The organism is Dyella kyungheensis (genome assembly GCF_016905005.1).
In the GTDB taxonomy this organism is placed as follows: domain Bacteria; phylum Pseudomonadota; class Gammaproteobacteria; order Xanthomonadales; family Rhodanobacteraceae; genus Dyella; species Dyella kyungheensis.
Window position 1 is genome coordinate 53,068 of sequence record NZ_JADIKC010000004.1, and the last position, 16,086, is coordinate 69,153.

12 protein-coding genes are annotated in these 16,086 nt (G+C 65.3%); 11 read left to right on the plus strand and 1 reads right to left on the minus strand.

Features of this window, described 5'->3' with window-relative positions:
- Nucleotides 1-267 precede the first annotated feature (267 nt).
- The 11 genes from ISP20_RS10200 (at nucleotide 268) to ISP20_RS10250 (ending at nucleotide 14,941) form a co-directional block, all read left to right on the plus strand.
- The gene (locus tag ISP20_RS10200) at nucleotides 268-1,977 is read left to right on the plus strand and encodes a DEAD/DEAH box helicase (protein WP_204636196.1); all 1,710 of its coding nucleotides are present in this window, start codon (nucleotides 268-270) and stop codon (nucleotides 1,975-1,977) included.
- Between the two features lie 118 nt (nucleotides 1,978-2,095).
- Complete coding sequence (gene ftsE / locus ISP20_RS10205) at nucleotides 2,096-2,773, plus strand: cell division ATP-binding protein FtsE (protein ID WP_204635992.1); 678 nt, start codon at nucleotides 2,096-2,098, stop codon at nucleotides 2,771-2,773.
- Nucleotides 2,770-3,771, plus strand: coding sequence for a permease-like cell division protein FtsX (ftsX, locus tag ISP20_RS10210; RefSeq protein WP_239535649.1), 1,002 nt, complete (start codon nucleotides 2,770-2,772; stop codon nucleotides 3,769-3,771). Before ftsE ends, ftsX begins: the two co-directional genes overlap by 4 nt.
- Before the next feature lie 137 nt (nucleotides 3,772-3,908).
- The gene (locus tag ISP20_RS10215) at nucleotides 3,909-4,751 is read left to right on the plus strand and encodes a response regulator (RefSeq protein ID WP_204635993.1); all 843 of its coding nucleotides are present in this window, start codon (nucleotides 3,909-3,911) and stop codon (nucleotides 4,749-4,751) included.
- On the plus strand, nucleotides 4,748-5,449 hold the full coding sequence (ung, locus tag ISP20_RS10220; RefSeq protein ID WP_204635994.1) for a uracil-DNA glycosylase: 702 nt from the start codon (nucleotides 4,748-4,750) through the stop codon (nucleotides 5,447-5,449). Before ISP20_RS10215 ends, ung begins: the two co-directional genes overlap by 4 nt.
- A 184-nt stretch (nucleotides 5,450-5,633) precedes the next feature.
- Nucleotides 5,634-6,491 (plus strand): RNA polymerase sigma factor RpoH, encoded by an 858-nt coding sequence (gene rpoH, locus ISP20_RS10225; RefSeq protein WP_204635995.1) that lies wholly within the window; start codon nucleotides 5,634-5,636, stop codon nucleotides 6,489-6,491.
- Between the two features lie 109 nt (nucleotides 6,492-6,600).
- Complete coding sequence (locus ISP20_RS10230; protein WP_204635996.1) at nucleotides 6,601-7,299, plus strand: response regulator transcription factor; 699 nt, start codon at nucleotides 6,601-6,603, stop codon at nucleotides 7,297-7,299.
- Nucleotides 7,296-8,729, plus strand: coding sequence for a sensor histidine kinase (locus ISP20_RS10235; RefSeq protein WP_204635997.1), 1,434 nt, complete (start codon nucleotides 7,296-7,298; stop codon nucleotides 8,727-8,729). Before ISP20_RS10230 ends, ISP20_RS10235 begins: the two co-directional genes overlap by 4 nt.
- A 363-nt stretch (nucleotides 8,730-9,092) precedes the next feature.
- Nucleotides 9,093-12,296 (plus strand): efflux RND transporter permease subunit, encoded by a 3,204-nt coding sequence (locus tag ISP20_RS10240; RefSeq protein WP_204635998.1) that lies wholly within the window; start codon nucleotides 9,093-9,095, stop codon nucleotides 12,294-12,296.
- Nucleotides 12,289-13,491, plus strand: coding sequence for an efflux RND transporter periplasmic adaptor subunit (locus ISP20_RS10245; RefSeq protein ID WP_239535651.1), 1,203 nt, complete (start codon nucleotides 12,289-12,291; stop codon nucleotides 13,489-13,491). The genes ISP20_RS10240 and ISP20_RS10245 overlap by 8 nt, the downstream gene beginning before the upstream one ends.
- Complete coding sequence (locus ISP20_RS10250) at nucleotides 13,478-14,941, plus strand: efflux transporter outer membrane subunit (protein WP_204636000.1); 1,464 nt, start codon at nucleotides 13,478-13,480, stop codon at nucleotides 14,939-14,941. Before ISP20_RS10245 ends, ISP20_RS10250 begins: the two co-directional genes overlap by 14 nt.
- A gap of 156 nt (nucleotides 14,942-15,097) precedes the next feature.
- Here the strand turns inward: ISP20_RS10250 and tal are convergent, their stop codons facing one another.
- Nucleotides 15,098-16,057, minus strand: coding sequence for a transaldolase (gene tal, locus ISP20_RS10255; protein WP_204636001.1), 960 nt, complete (start codon nucleotides 16,055-16,057; stop codon nucleotides 15,098-15,100).
- Between the last annotated feature and the right edge of the window lie 29 nt (nucleotides 16,058-16,086).

The window sequence follows — 16,086 nt, forward strand, 5'->3', positions numbered from 1 at the left end:
TTGACATAGGTGAAAGGGAAGCCCTTGTTGAACAAGGGCTTAGCTGATTGCAGTGCTTTGACCTATGCCAGCGGAGCTGTCGCAACGTCGCCGCTCCCGCCGGCGCCAGCCTGGGACACGTGTCGCCGGCCCGCGCAATCCGCATGGATTCCGCCTGTCGCCACGTCCCGGCCGCGCCGACCATCCACCCGTTCCTTGTTTGCGTCTCACCGGCAAGGAGCCAGGCGGCCGCCTCACGGCGCTGCCTGCATCAAATCCCATATGGCAATGTCCCAAACCGTACTCACCGATACCTTTTTCACCAATTTCGACCTCCATCCGCTGCTCCAGCAAGGCCTCGACGAAGCGGGCTTCACCCGCTGCACGCCGATCCAGGCGTTGACCTTGCCGGTCGCGCTGGCCGGACGCGACGTCGCCGGCCAGGCACAGACGGGCACGGGCAAGACCTGCGCGTTCCTGGTGGCGATGATGAATCGCCTGCTGACCACGCCGGCCGTGGCCGAGCGCAAGGACAGCGATCCGCGCGCCCTGGTCATTGCGCCCACCCGCGAGCTGGCCATCCAGATCGAAAAGGACGCCAAGTCCGTCGGCCGCTACACCGGCCTGCGCACGGCGCTCATCTACGGCGGCGTCGATTACGACAAGCAGCGCCAACAGCTCAAGGATGGCTGCGACATCATCATCGCCACGCCGGGCCGCCTGCTGGACTACTTCAAGCAGCACGTGTTCAGCCTCGACGCCGTCGAAGTGATGGTGATCGACGAAGCCGACCGCATGTTCGACCTCGGCTTCATCAAGGACGTGCGCTTCATCTTCCGCCGCCTGCCGGCGCGCGAGCAGCGCCAGGTGCTGCTGTTCTCCGCCACGCTCAGCCATCGCGTGCTGGAGCTGGCCTACGAGCACATGCACAACGCCGAAAAGCTGGAAGTGGAGACGGAAAACGTCACCGCCGACCGCGTGCGCCAGCTGGTCTACTTCCCCGCCAAGGAAGAGAAGATGCCGCTGCTGCTCAACCTGCTCGAGCGCACCAAGGCCGAGCGCAGCATCATCTTCGTCAACACCAAGGCCGCCGCCGAGAAGATCACCGATCGCCTCAAGCGTTACGGCTACCGCGTGGGCGCGCTGTCGGGTGATGTGCCCCAGCTCAAGCGCCAGAAGCTGCTGCAGCGTTTCCAGGAAGGCCAGCTCGACATCCTGGTGTGCACCGACGTGGCCGCGCGCGGCCTGCACATCCCGGCCGTCAGCCACGTCTTCAACTACGACCTGCCGCAGGATGCGGAAGATTACGTGCACCGCATCGGCCGCACCGCGCGCCTGGGTGCCGAGGGCGATGCGATCAGCTTCGCCTGCGACCTCTACGCGATGAGCCTGCCCGATATCGAGACCTATATCGGCCAGCGCATCCCGGTGGCGAACATCGAAGCCGAGCTGCTGGTGATGCCCAAGCCGCGCGAGCAGGATGCCCAGTACATGGCGGAAGTCGCCGCCGACAGCGCCGCGTTCGGCGACAAGGTCGAACAGCGCGAGAAGGACGGTTCGCCCCGCAAGGGTTCGCGCAGCGGCGGTGGCCGTGGCGGCGATCGCCCGCGTGGCGACAAGCCGCGTGAGCCGAGGAAGCCGCGGGTCGAGGCGCCGGTGGCCGAAGCCGTGGTGCAGAAGGACGCCGCTCCGGCTGCGGCCCAGGCCGAAACGGGCGAGGCTGCCGAGCGCAAGCGTCGTCGCCGTCGTGGCGGTCGCAACCGTCGTCGCGAAGGTGATGTCGCCGTCGCCGAGGGCACGGCCAACACGGCCGCCGAAGGCACGCGCGCACCGCGTGGCGAGCGTCGTCCGCCGCGTGAGCGCAGCAATGGCGAGAGCGCCCACTCGCGTCCGTCGCGCCACGTCGCCATCACCCCGAGCAAGTCGGGCGATGCGCTGGAAGCGCCGAAGAGGGTCGGCTTCTTCCGTCGACTGAGCCGTTTGTTCACCGGTCGCTGAGCATCTCGTTTGCCTAAGGCTGTCGCGGGCTGAACCCGCGGCAGCACGGCTGCGCAAAAGCACTGACCTTCACGCGCGCATCCCTTATCCTTCGTCCATTCAGGATCGGGGACACGCGGTGATCCGCTTCGACCAAGTCAGCAAACGCTATGAAGGCGGCCACGAGGCCCTGTCGCAACTTTCCTTTGAAGTGGCGACCGGCGAGATGGCCTTCGTGACCGGCCACTCGGGCGCCGGCAAAAGCACCTTGCTCAAATTGCTCGGCCTGATCGAGCGGCCCTCGCACGGCATCGTCACCCTCGACGGGCAGAACCTGGCCAAGATCGGCCGCGCAGGCATTCCCAAGTTGCGCCGCCGCCTGGGCATGGTGTTCCAGGATCACCGCCTGCTGATGGATCGCACCATCTTCGCCAATGTCGAGCTGCCGCTGATGATCGGCGGCATGGCGCCTGCCGAACGCAGCAAGCGCGTCCGCGCCGCGCTGGAAAAGGTGGGCCTGCTTTCCTACGAACGCCAACTGCCGGCCACGCTTTCGGCGGGCGAGCAGCAGCGCGTGGGCATCGCCCGCGCCATCGTGGCCAAACCCACGCTGCTGATCGCGGACGAACCCACCGGCAATCTCGACCCCACGCTGGCGGTGGAAATCATGGGCTTGTTCGCCGAATTCCAGAGCGTGGGCACCACCGTGCTGATCGCCAGCCACGACCTGCCGCTGATCAAGCGCATGAAGAAGCGCGTGATCGTGCTCGATCACGGTCGCCTGGTAGCCGACGTGGCCGCACAGGAGGTGCTATGAGCAACCAGTTTGAATTTCCCCAGAAAGAATTTCCCATGGAAAGCCCGCTGACCTCCGACCAGTCGCGCGGCATCCGCAGCAAGCCGCGGCCGGTGGCCAGCTGGCGCGAGCATCACGGCTGGAGCGCGGCCGCGAGCCTGCGCCGGCTGATGTCGCGTCCGGTGGGCACCTTGCTCACGGTCGCGGTGATGGCCATTGCGCTGGCCCTGCCGCTCACCTTCTACCTGCTGCTGGGCAACCTGCAGAAAATGGGCGATGCGCTGGGCCAGAACCAGACCATCAGCCTGTTCCTGCAGCCGGGACAGAGCGTGTCGTCGGCGGACATGCTGGCCAAGAAGCTGCGCGAGCGCGGCGAAGTGGCCGGCGTCAAGGTGAAGTCGCCCGACCAGGGCATGGACGAACTGGCCAAGATGCAGGGCTTTTCCGGCGCCTTGCACACGCTGGACGTGAACCCGCTGCCGTTCGTGCTGGAAGTGCAGCCGAAGGCGGATGTGAGCGCGGACAGCGTGGACAAGCTGGTGACCGAGATGCGCGGCATGTCGGGCGTGGATCAGGTGCAGGACGGCGGCACCTGGCGCCAGCGCCTGGAAGCCTTGCTCGGCGTGGGGCAGCGCGTGGTGCTGATCCTTGCTGCGCTGCTGGCGGTGGCGGTGTTGCTGGTGGTGGGCAATACGGTGCGCGTGGACATCGCCAGCCGGCACGAGGAAATCGGCGTGCTGATGCTGGTGGGTGCGAGCCGTGCGTTCGTGCGCCGCCCCTATCTGTATGCGGGCATCTGGTACGGGCTGTTTGCCGGCGTGCTCGCGGTGGGTTTCGCCGTGCTGGTGGAGTGGTCGCTGGCCGAGCCGGTGCAGCGCCTGGGGCAGGTCTATGCCGGCAAGCTGGCGATCGATGTGCTGCCGGTATGGTTGCTGGCTGCCGTGCCGGTAGCCGCCGCCTTGCTGGGCTGGCTGGGTGCGCGTCTGGTCAGCGCGTGGCAATTGCGCAAGGCCGCATGAAGCGTGCGCCGGCTCACGCCCGCGGCAACGTTGTCATGCAAGTTTGGTGGGGATGGGGCAGCATGCCTGCTCGGGATGACCGGGTGCTCGGAGGAAGCACCGGCATGACGCGCTGGCCACGACGTGGGTGATTGGGGATGAGTGGAAGTTTCAGCAGTCGAGTGGTGGGAACGGCGCCGAGGGTGCTGGTGGTGGATGGCTCCAAGGTGGTGCGCCAACTGATCGCCCGTGTGCTGAAGGCCGAGCTGCCCGATAGCGACGTGGTGGGCGCCGGCAGTGGCGCGGAAGCCAAGGAGCTGCTGGATGGCGCCGCCTTCGACTTCATCACCATTTCGCTGCGCCTGCCCGACATGGACGGGCTGGAACTCGCCCGCCATGTGCGCGAATCCGCGGCCCAGGCCTATGTGCCCATCGTGGTGGTGTCCGGCGACGTGGACGATCGCCTGCACAACCGCACGCTGGGCGAACACGTCACCGATTACTTCGACAAGTCGCTGGGTTTCCAGGCGCTGGCGGAATTCATTCGCGGCTACGTGAAGCCCAGCGATTCGGCCGAGGGCGAAGTGCTGTACGTGGAAGACAGCCGCGTGGTCGCGCTGGCCACCCGCCGCATCCTGGAAAAGCACGGCCTCACCGTCTATCACGTGGTGAGCGTGGAAGACGCGCTGGTTCTGCTCGACAAGGCCAAGGACGAGGGCAAGGTGGGCGCCGACATCGTGCTGACCGACGTCAGCCTGAAGGGCGAACTCACCGGCGGCGACCTGCTCGAACGCATCCGCCGCGAATACCTCTACGGCAAGGGCAGGCTGCCCGTGCTGGTGATGACGGGCGATGAGAATCCGGCCAACCAGGCCGCGCTGCTGCGCGCCGGCGCCAACGATCTGGTTGAAAAGCCGTTCGAGGAAAAATTGCTGATGACCAAGCTGCTGTTCCAGCTGCGCGTGTCCCGGCACCTGCGCGAGCGGGGCGAGGCGGCGTGACCGATCACCCGGTAAAGCTCGAGCCGTCCTGGAAGGACCGCATCGGCGAGTATCTGGCGCGGCCGGACATGCGCGCGCTGTCCGATTTCCTGCGAAGCGAAAAGCAGGCCGGCAAGGTGATCTATCCGCCCGGCCCCGAGATCTTCGCCGCTTTCGACCACACGCCGTTCGACGCCGTGCGGGTGGTGATCCTGGGACAGGACCCGTACCACGGCCCGAACCAGGCGCATGGACTCTGCTTCTCCGTGCGGCCGGGCGTGGCCACGCCACCGTCGCTGCAGAATATCTTCAAGGAAATCCAGCGCGACCTGGCTCTCCGGGCGCCGGACCACGGCTGCCTCACCCCCTGGGCCGACCGCGGCGTGCTGCTGCTCAATGCCACGCTCACCGTGCAGCAGGGCATGGCCGGTGCGCACCAGGGCAAGGGCTGGGAAGGCTTTACCGATGCGGCCATCGATGCCCTCAACCGCGAGCGGGAAGGCCTGGTCTTCATGCTGTGGGGCTCGTATGCGCAGAAGAAGGGCCAGCTGATCGACGGCCGGCGGCATTGCGTTTTGCGCTCGGTGCACCCATCTCCTTTATCAGCGCACCGCGGCTTCATCGGCTGCGGGCACTTCTCGGCGGCCAACCAGTACCTGGAAAGCCGCGGCGAGCCGCCCATCGACTGGTCATTGCCGATGCGCTCGGAACTGGCCTGAAACGGGCCTTTCACGGCTGCTGAACCGCCGAAAACGCATAGTGGACCCTCCCCGAGGCCCCTGCTGGACAGGTGTCTCAAATTCCTGTACTATTCGGTACATCAAAGGTCCCGGAACCTTTCGGGGCCTTTAGCACTCGTAACACGTGAGTGCTAAGCTGATTCCCTCACAGGAGGTTCCGTCCATGTCTCAAGCTTTGGTGACCGCCAACCTGCCGGTGCCGAGTGTCGTCGGCAGCCTGGATGCCTATATCTCGGCGGTCCACCGTATTCCGGTGCTCAGCCAGGACGAGGAACAGGCGCTGTCGCGCCGTTACAACGAACAGGAAGATCTGGAGTCCGCCCGCAAGCTGGTGATGTCGCACCTTCGTTTCGTGGTGCACGTGGCCCGTGGCTACAGCGGTTATGGCCTGCAGATCGCCGACCTGATCCAGGAAGGCAATATCGGTCTGATGAAGGCCGTGAAGCGTTTCGACCCCGACCAGGGCGTTCGCCTGGTGAGCTTTGCGGTGCACTGGATCCGTGCCGAAATGCACGAGTTCATCCTGCGCAACTGGCGCATCGTCAAGGTCGCCACCACCAAGGCGCAGCGCAAGCTGTTCTTCAACCTGCGCAAGAGCAAGAAGCGCCTGGGCTGGATGAACGCCGAGGAAGTGCGCACGGTGGCGAAGGATCTGGGCGTGCCCGAAGCGACGGTGCGCGAGATGGAATCGCGTCTGTCCGGCCGTGACATCGGTTTCGAAGCCCCGGCGGATGCCGAGGACGATGCCAAGCCGGCACCGGAAGCGTTCCTGATCGACGATGGCGCCGACCCGTACGACAACGTGGCCGATGCCGACCAGGCCGACAACCAGCTCGATACGCTGTCGACCGCGCTGCAGAACCTGGATGAGCGCTCGCGCGACATCATCCAGCGCCGCTGGTTGAACGAAGACAAGGCCACGCTGCAGGATCTTGCGGACGAGTACGGCGTTTCCGCCGAACGCATCCGCCAGGTCGAGGCCAACGCCATGAAGAAGATGCGCGGGCTGTTCGCCGCCTGATCTTCGCTGTAGGCGTAAGATGACCAACGGCCCCTCCAGGGGCCGTTTGGCTTTGCAGGTCATGGCTGACCCGCTTTCCTTCCCAGGACTCTTGTTAGTCAGTGCTCCCATGCCCCGAGTGTTGGTCATCGAAGACGACGAAACGACGGCACGCGAAATCATCGCGGAGCTGAGCGTGCACGGCATGCTGGCCGAGTGGGTGGCCAACGGCCGCGACGGGCTGGCGCAGGCGCTGCAGGGCGATTACGACCTGATCACGCTCGATCGGATGCTGCCCGGCATGGACGGCATCGACGTGGTGGCCGAGTTGCGCCGCGCCGGCAGCGATGCGCCGGTGCTGATGATCAGCGCCCTGAGCGACGTGGACGAACGCGTGCGCGGCCTGCGTGCCGGCGGCGACGATTACCTCACCAAGCCCTTTGCGCCCGACGAGATGTCGGCGCGCGCGGAAGTGCTGTTGCGCCGTCGCCAGCCGCAATCCGTGCAGCGCTTGCGTGTGGCCGATCTCGAACTGGACCTGGTCAGCCACGTGGCCTATCGCGGCGGCCAGCCGCTTACCTTGCTGCCCACCGAATACCGCCTGCTCGAATTCCTGATGCGCAATTCGGGGCAGGTGCTCACCCGCACGATGATCTTCGAGACGGTGTGGGGCTTCCACTTCGACCCCGGCACCAACGTGATCGACGTGCATATCGCGCGGCTGCGGCGAAAGATCGACGGCACCGGCCAGCCCGCGTTGATTCATACCGTGCGCGGCACCGGCTACATGCTCTCGGCCGCCAATGAAACTGCTCCGGTGGTGTCATGAACGAACGTCCCAATCGCTGGCATTCGACCACGTCGAGGCTGATCGTCATCTACGGCGCCCTGTTCGTCGTGTGGGGCGCGGTGCTGGTCGGCGTGATCCAGTGGGAAACCACGCGCTACCTCAACAATGTCATCGACCAGATGTTGCAGCAGCGCATGCACTACATCGAATCGACCGATCCGGCGAGGCTTGCCGCCACCGTGGATGCGGCCGCAGCCATAGATCCGCACGGCATCATGTCGGTGGGCCTGTTCGACAAGGACCACCAGCCGGTGGCCGGCAATATCGACCACTTGCCGACCTCGTTGCTGCGCGATGGCCAGGTGCATCTGCTGAAGCACGGCCTGCCGCGTCCCGACCGCGACGCGGAGCGCGTGCGCGCCCGCGGCCTGGCCGCGACGCTGCCGAACGGCGACATCCTGGTCATCGCCAAGGACATCAGCACCATCGATGGCATCGGCACGATCATTCGCCGCGCGCTGCTTTGGGGCATCTCGCTGACCATCATCCCGGGCCTGCTCGGCGGTTTCCTGTTGCGCCGTGGGCCGCAGCGGCGCATCCGCGAGCTGCAGCAGGCGACCGATCCGATTCGCCAGGGCGATCTGTCCAAGCGCTTGCCGATCAGCCGTCGCGAGGACGAGCTCGACCAGCTGGCCGGCATCGTCAACACGATGCTGGGCGAGATCGAGCGACTGATGAACGAAGTGAAGGGCGTGTGCGACAACATCGCGCACGACCTGCGTACGCCGCTGACGCGGTTGCGCGCGCGCCTGTATCGCACGCAGCAACAGCTGGACGGCGAACCCGAGTCGGCCCTGGTGGAGTCGTGCATCGTCGACATCGACGAAGTGCTGACCCGCTTTCGCGCCTTGCTGCGCGTGTCGGAGCTGGAAGATCGTCATCGCGCCGCGTGCTTCGACGAAGTGGACGTGGGGCAGGTGCTGCGCCAGGTGCACGAGTTCTACGCGCCGGTGGCGGAGGATCGGGGGCAGTCGTTCGAGATTGAGATCCAGTCACTGTCGCCGGTGCGCGCCGACGCGCACCTGTTGTTCGAAGCGCTGGCGAACCTGGTCGGCAACGCCATCAAGTTCACGCCCTCCGGCGGCAAGGTGAGCCTGCGCGCCAGCATGGACAAGCGCGGCCCGCGCGTGGACGTGATCGACAGCGGCCCCGGCATTCCCGCCGGCGAGCGCGATGCGGTGACGCGCCGCTTCTATCGCGGCGACAACAGCCGTACGACTGGTGGCTCCGGTTTGGGCCTGAGCATCGTAAGTGCGATCGTGCGTCTGCACGGCTATGCGCTCGACATCGGCGACGCCACCAGCAACGGTGCGCGTCTCACGTTGTATTGCTATCCGCTCGCGGCGGACGAAAAAGTAGGCACCTGCCTGTCGCGCTCCGTGCCGGAAGTCACGCCGATGACGGCGTGAGGCAGGCGGCGCGGATGAAGAATTCTTCATCTGCTCGCTGACCCGCGCACTTTCCGCACCGCTTGTTTCCCCCACCGTCATTCCGGCGCAGGCCGGAATCCAGTTGCGTCGGTAGTTGGCTTTTGCCACAGGGCAGCCTGCGTGGGGCGGTTCGCGATGACCCATTGCACCGCAACTGGATTCCGGCCTGCGCCGGAATGACGGTGAGGGGATGGGGGACGGTGAGAGGGTAGGCGGCGTTGCGCGCGGGCCGGCGGACTAAAGCAACATGAAATTATCTTCATGCCTCAGCCCCTATTGGTCGCATCGGGCTCATGAGAAAATTCGCTGCGACGCATCATTTCGCGCACGGAAATCCCCCGCATGCTTGGCATCGTCCGGATCGCGCTCACGCGGCCCTACACGTTTATTGTTTTCGCGCTGACCATTCTCATCTTTGGTGTGATGGCGGCGGCGCGCACGCCCACTGACATCTTTCCGGAGATCAACATCCCGGTGATTGCCGTGTCCTGGCAGTTCACCGGCATGACGCCCGACCAGATGTCCGGCCGCATGAACACGCCGTTCGAACGCGTGCTCACCACGACCGTCAACGACATCGAGCACATCGAGTCGGAGTCGATCAATGGCATGGGCATCACCAAGATCTTCTTCCAGCCGGGCGTGAACATCGCCACGGCGAATGCACAGGTCACCGCGATTGCGCAGACGATCCTGAAGCAGATGCCCGCCGGTGCCACGCCGCCGCTGATCGTCAACTACAACGCGTCCACCGTGCCGATCCTGCAGGTGGCGCTGTCGGGCAAGGGCTTGTCCGAGCAGCAGCTGGGCGACCTTGGCTTGAACCAGTTGCGTCCGCAGCTGGTGACGGTGCCGGGCGCGGCGATTCCCTATCCTTTCGGCGGCAAGACGCGCCAGGTGCAGCTGGACGTGGATCCGGCCGCACTGCAGGCGCGCGGCCTGTCCACCCAGGATGTGGCGAACGCGCTGGCCAACCAGCAGCAGATCAGCCCGATCGGCACGCAGAAGATCGGCAAGTACGAATACGTGATGGAGCTGAACAACGCGGCCACCCACGTGGACGAACTGGAAGATCTGCCGGTCAAGATGGTCAACGGCACCACGATCTATGTGCGCGACGTGGCCCATGTGCGCGACGGCAATCCGCCGCAGACCAATATCGTGCATGTGGATGGCGTGCGTTCCACGCTGTTGTCGATCCTGAAGAACGGTTCCACTTCCACGCTCACCATCGTGGCGGGCGCGCGACAGAAGCTCGCGGAGATGAAGGATTCGCTGCCGGACAACCTGACGGCGACGCCGATCGGCGACCAGTCGGTGTTCGTGCGTGCGTCGATCGACGGCGTGGTGCGCGAAGGCATCATCGCCGCGGCGCTGACCAGCTTGATGATCCTGTTGTTCCTGGGCAGCTGGCGCTCGACGCTGATCATCACCACCTCGATTCCGCTGGCGGTGCTGGGCTCGGTGTTCACGCTGTCGGCCATCGGCCAGACGCTCAACATCATGACGCTGGGCGGCCTGGCGCTGGCGGTGGGCATCCTGGTGGACGAAGCCACGGTGACCATCGAGAACATCAACTGGCACCTGGAGCAGGGCAAGGACGTCATCACCGCGATCGTCGACGGTTCGGCGCAGATCATCGTGCCGGCGTTCGTCTCGCTGTGCTGCATCTGCATCGTGTTCGTGCCGATGTTCTTCCTGCCCGGCGTAGCACGCTACCTGTTCGTGCCGATGGCGGAGGCGGTGATCTTCGCGATGATCTTCTCCTTCATCCTGTCGCGTACGCTCGTGCTGACCATGGCGAAGTACCTGTTGCAGGCGCATCCGGCAACGGTGGACGAGCACGGCCAGCACATCGAGCAGCCGGCGCCGAAGACGATGCTGGGCCGTTTCCAGCAGGGCTTCGTCAATCGCTTCGAGACTTTCCGCGCAGGCTACAGCGGCGTGCTGAGTCTCGCGTTGGAGAACCGCAAGATCTTCGTGGTGGGCTTCCTCGCCTTCGTACTGTTGTCGTTCGCGCTGTTGCCGGGCCTCGGCAGCAACTTCTTCCCGGATGTGGACGGCGGCCAGATCCTGGTGCACGCCCGCGTGCCGGTGGGTACGCGCGTGGAGACCACGGCGGCGGAGTTCGCGGACATCCAGAAGGCCATTCGCCAGGTGATTCCGCCGGAGGAGCTCGAAGCGATGGTCGACAACATCGGCCAGTATTCCAGTTCGATCAACACGATCTACAACAACACCGGTGAAGTGGGCGAGTCGGACGGCGACATCCAGATCTCGCTGAAGGAAGACCATCATCCGAGCGCGGAATACGTGAAGATCCTGCGCGAGAAACTGCCGCGGCTGTTCCCGGGTACCACCTTCTCGTTCCCGCCGGCCGATATCGTCAGCCAGATCCTGAACTTCGGTTCGCCCGCGCCGATCGACTTGCAGATACGCGGCAGGAGCCTGGAGAAGAACTTCTCGTACGCCAACGAAGTGCTGAACAAGCTTCGCCAGATCCCGGGCGTGGTCGACGCACGACTGCAGCAATCGCAGGCACAGCCGGCCTTCCGGATCGACGTGGATCGCACGCGTGCGCAGCTGCTTGGCCTGACCGAAGCCGACGTGACGAGCAGCCTGATCGCGGATCTTTCCGGTACCGCGCAGGTGGCTCCGACCTACTGGCTCAATCCGGACAACAACGTCACCTATCCGATCTCGGCGCAGGTGCCGCAGTACTCGCTGGATTCGCTGGCGCAGTTGAACAACCTGCCCATCACGGCCAAGAACGGCGGCAATGCGCAGGTGCTCGGTGCACTGGCCGACATCACCCGCACGCACCGCAACACCATCGTGAGCCAGTACAACATCACCTCGATGGTGGAGATCTATACCGCCATCCAGGGACGCGATCTGGGCGCCGTGGCCGGTGACATCCAGAAGGTGCTGGACGACACCAAGAAGGATCTGCCCAAGGGTGCGAGCGTCGCGCTGCTGGGCCAGGTACAGACCATGCACGATGCCTACTCGGGCCTGCTGTTCGGCCTGCTCGGTTCGGCGGTGCTGGTGTACCTGCTGATCGTGGTGAACTTCCAGTCGTGGACCGACCCGTTCGTGATCATCACCGCCTTGCCCGCCGCACTGGCCGGCATCGTGTGGATGCTGTTCGTCACCCATACCACCTTGTCGGTGCCGGCACTCACGGGCGCGATCATGTGCATGGGTGTGGCGACTGCAAACTCGGTGCTGGTGGTGAGCTTCTGCCGCGAGCGCCTGGCTGTCCATGGCGACGCCACGCTCGCCGCGCGCGAAGCAGGCTTCGTACGTTTCCGTCCGGTGCTGATGACCGCGCTGGCCATGATCATCGGCATGGTGCCGATGGCCCTTGGCCTTGGCGACGGCGGCGAGCAGAACGCGCCGCTGGGCCGCGCCGTGATCGGTGGCCTGCTGTTCGCCACCACGGCCACGCTGATCTTCGTTCCCGTCGTCTTTTCCATTGTGCATGCGCGCTACAAGCACGCGCCCGATTCGGCTGGTCATGCCGGAGAACCTGTCCATGTCTGAGCATCTGACTACTCTTCCCGAAGCCAAGCCCTCGCCGCGCCGCCTGCGCCTGGCAGCGGTGATCGCCGCCGCCGTGTTCGGCTCGATCGTGGTGATCGGCGTCGCTACCCGCATCTCCGATGCGCGCACCCTGCATCAGTGGACCGACGAGCAGGCGATCCCCACGGTGGTGATCTCCGAGCCCGAGTCCGCCAACGGCTCCTCGCCGCTGGAACTGCCGGCGCAGATGGACGCATTCACCAATGCGCCGATCTTCGCGCGCACCGGCGGCTATCTGAAGTCGTGGGACAAGGACATCGGTGCAGCGGTGAAGGCGGGCGATGTGCTCGGCACCATCGACACGCCCGATCTGGATCAGCAGCTGCTGCAGGGCCAGGCCGACCTGGCCACCGCCAAGGCCAATGCCGCGCTCGCCGCGACCACCGCCAAGCGCTGGCAGGTGCTGCGCCAGACCGATCCCGATTCGGTCTCGCAGCAGTCGGTGGACCAGTTCAACGGCGATCTGGCGGCCAAGCAGGCGCAGGTCAATGCGTCGCAGGCCAATCTCGATCGACTGAAGGCGCTGAAGTCGTACGCCAAGCTGGTGGCCCCGTTCGACGGCCGCGTGACGGCGCGCAACACCGACGTGGGTGCGCTGATTGCAGCGGATGCCAGCGGTACCGGCACGCCGTTGTTCACCGTTTCCGACACCAGCAAGCTGCGCGTCTATGTGCGCGTGCCGCAGGTGTATGCGCCAGCGATCCATCGTGGCGACGAGGCCACGCTGACGGTGCCGGAGTATCCGGGCAAGTCGTTCACCGCCAAGGTCGAAGCCGATGCGCGCGCGATCACGCCGACCTCCGGCACCACGCTGGTGCAGCTGCTGGTGGACAACCCCGACGGCAAGCTGCTGCCCAGCAGCTATGCGAGCGTGAGCTTCAAGATCGGTTCGGGTGCGTTGGGCCTGCGCCTGCCGGCCGAAGCGCTGATCTTCGACGAAAAGGGCCTGCACGTCGCCACGCTGGACGCGAGCGATCACGTGCACTTCAAGACGGTCACCATTCGTCGCGATTACGGCAAGACCATTGAAGTGGGCTCGGGCCTGGTGGCGAATGATCGCGTGATCATCAACCCGCCGGACGGCCTGGCCGACGGCGACGAAGTGCGCATTGCCAAGAACCCGCAGCAGGCGGCCAAGCCCCATGACAAAGCCTAAGAGCATCGCCGCCACCATTGCGGCCACGCTGGCGCTGGGCGCGTGCTCGCTGGCGCCGACGTATAAGCCGCCGGAAGCGCCGGTGGCTGAGCACTACCAGTCCGCCGGTCCCTGGACCACAGCGCAGCCGTCCGATCAGCTGCCGCGCGAAGGTTGGTGGAAGCTCTACGGCGACGAGCGCCTCAACGGTCTCGAGCAGCAGCTGCTCGACCACAACGCCGATCTCGCCGCCGCATTCGCAAGCTACCAGCAGTCGCGCGATTTCCTTGCGCAGGTGCGCGCCGACCTGTTTCCGCAAGTGTCGGTGGGTGCCGGTGCGCAGCGTGATCGCGCTTCGCTGACCTCGCCGCTGCACGGCGTCACCTCGCCCAAGTACTACGACCTGTACTCGGCGCAGGCGCAGGCATCGTACGAAGTAGACCTATGGGGTCGCGTGCGCGACAACGTGGCGGCCGGCCGTGCCTCGATGCAGGCCTCGGCGGCGGATCTCGCCTCGGTGCGCCTGAGTCTCGAAGCTTCGCTTGCCGACAGCTATCTGCAGCTGTTGGGCGTGGATAGGCAGATCGACCTGCTGCAGAGCACGGTCGATGCCTACCAGCGTGCCTTGCAGCTCACCACGACGCTGCACGCCGGCGGCGCGGTGTCGGGTCTCGATGTGGATCGTGCGCAGACGCAGTTGTCCGCCACGCGTTCGCAACTGTCGCAGACCAAGGCGCAGCGCGACCTGCTGCAGCATGCCATCGCGGTACTGGTGGGGCAGCCCGCTTCCAGTTTCACGCTGGAGGCGAAGACCGACCTGCCGAACCTGCCGGTGATTCCGACCGGTTTGCCGTCGACCTTGCTGGAGCGTCGCCCCGACATTGCCGCCGCCGAGCGTCGCACCGCGGAAGCGAATGCGCAGATCGGCGTGGCCCGTTCCGCGTTCTTCCCGGCGCTTACGCTGGGCGCCAACGGCGGTTATACCAGCGGTGCCTGGGGCAACCTGCTGACGGCGCCGAGTCAACTGTGGGCGCTGGGTCCGAATCTGCTGATGACCGTGTTCGACGGTGGCCGCCGCCGTGCGCAGGTGGCGTCGGCGCATGCGGCGTTCGACGAAGCCAGTGCGAATTACCGCGGCACGGTGCTGAGTGCGTTCCAGCAGGTGGAAGACAACCAGTCGCTGCTGACCAACTTCGGCAATGCGCTGGTGGACCAGAACGACGCGACCAACGCGGCCGACAAGACGCTGAAGCTTTCCACCGCGCTGTACAAGCAGGGTGCCAACAGCTATCTCGACGTAGTGACGGCGCAGGTGGATTCGCTCAATGCGCATCTGGGCTTGCTGTCGCTGCAGACGAATCAGCTGCGGGCAAGCGTGCAGTTGGTGCGGGCGTTGGGTGGCGGATGGTCGGGCGATGAGATTGCGCCGGATCATCTGGCGGCGGATGCGAAGGCGCGCGGGATCAAGTAAGCCCGTGCGTTGATTGTAGGAGCGCACCCTGTGCGCGACTCGATCGGAGCGTAGAGGCAAGATCGTTTCGCGCACAGGGAGCGCTCCCACAGGCGGCTCCGCACAAAAAAAGCCCCGGTTTTCCGGGGCTTTTTGCATGAAGAACGGCGCGTACGATCAGCCGCCCAACTTCTCCGTCAGTATCTTCTCCAGCTTGCGCTGGTCTACGGCGAACTTGCGGATGCCGTCGGCCAGCTTGTCGGTGGCCATCGCATCTTCGTTGTGGCCCCAGCGGAACTGCGCTTCGGTGATCGGCGTGGGGGCTGGCTTGGTCGCGCCGGTGTCGTTGAGCGCACGCGGCAGCGACGAGGTGTCGTGGTCGAGCTTTTCCAGCAGGTCGGGGCTGATGGTGAGGCGGTCGCAGCCGGCGAGGGCCTGGATCTGGCCGACGTTGCGGAAGCTGGCTCCCATCACCACGGTCTTGAAGCCGTGTTCCTTGTACCAGGCGTAGATGCGGCGAACCGACTTCACGCCCGGATCGTCCTCAGGCGCATAGCTCTTGGTGTCGGTGTTGGCGACGTACCAGTCCATGATGCGGCCGACGAACGGCGAGATCAGGAATACACCGGCTTCCGCACAGGCCACTGCCTGTTCGAACGAGAACAGCAGGGTGAGGTTGCAGTTGATGCCGCGCTTCTCCAGCTGCTCCGCCGCGCGGATGCCTTCCCAGGTGGAGGCCAGCTTGATCAGGATGCGGTCGCGCTTCACGCCGTGTTCTTCGTACAGGCCCACCAGGCGCTCGGCCTTGGCGATGGAGGCATTCACGTCGAACGACAGGCGCGCATCCACTTCGGTGGAGACGCGGCCCGGCACGATGTCCAGGATCTTGCGACCCACCGCCACGGCGAGATGATCGCTGGCGTCGACCACCTGCTGTTCGCGCGTGTTGCTCTTGCCCTTGGCCCAGGCCACCGATTCGTCGATCAGCGGTCCGAACTTGGGATTTTCGATGGCCTTGAGCAACAGCGACGGATTGGTGGTGGCGTCCACCGGCTTCCAGCGGGCGATGGCTTCGAGATCGCCGGTATCGGCGACGACGGTGGTGTACTGGCGCAGTTGTTCGAGTTGGGAAGACACGGCGGTATCCGGGAAGGAAAAAGGAGATT

Bases quoted from the DNA above. Each gene is read 5' to 3' on its own strand.
- ISP20_RS10200 (WP_204636196.1), top strand. From the start codon at position 268: ATGTCCCAAACCGTACTCACCGATACCTTTTTCACCAATTTCGACCTC.
- ftsX (WP_239535649.1), top strand. From the start codon at position 2,770: ATGAGCAACCAGTTTGAATTTCCCCAGAAAGAATTTCCCATGGAAAGC.
- ISP20_RS10215 (WP_204635993.1), top strand. From the start codon at position 3,909: ATGAGTGGAAGTTTCAGCAGTCGAGTGGTGGGAACGGCGCCGAGGGTG.
- rpoH (WP_204635995.1), top strand. From the start codon at position 5,634: ATGTCTCAAGCTTTGGTGACCGCCAACCTGCCGGTGCCGAGTGTCGTC.
- ISP20_RS10230 (WP_204635996.1), top strand. From the start codon at position 6,601: ATGCCCCGAGTGTTGGTCATCGAAGACGACGAAACGACGGCACGCGAA.
- ISP20_RS10235 (WP_204635997.1), top strand. From the start codon at position 7,296: ATGAACGAACGTCCCAATCGCTGGCATTCGACCACGTCGAGGCTGATC.
- ISP20_RS10240 (WP_204635998.1), top strand. From the start codon at position 9,093: ATGCTTGGCATCGTCCGGATCGCGCTCACGCGGCCCTACACGTTTATT.
- ISP20_RS10245 (WP_239535651.1), top strand. From the start codon at position 12,289: ATGTCTGAGCATCTGACTACTCTTCCCGAAGCCAAGCCCTCGCCGCGC.
- ISP20_RS10250 (WP_204636000.1), top strand. From the start codon at position 13,478: ATGACAAAGCCTAAGAGCATCGCCGCCACCATTGCGGCCACGCTGGCG.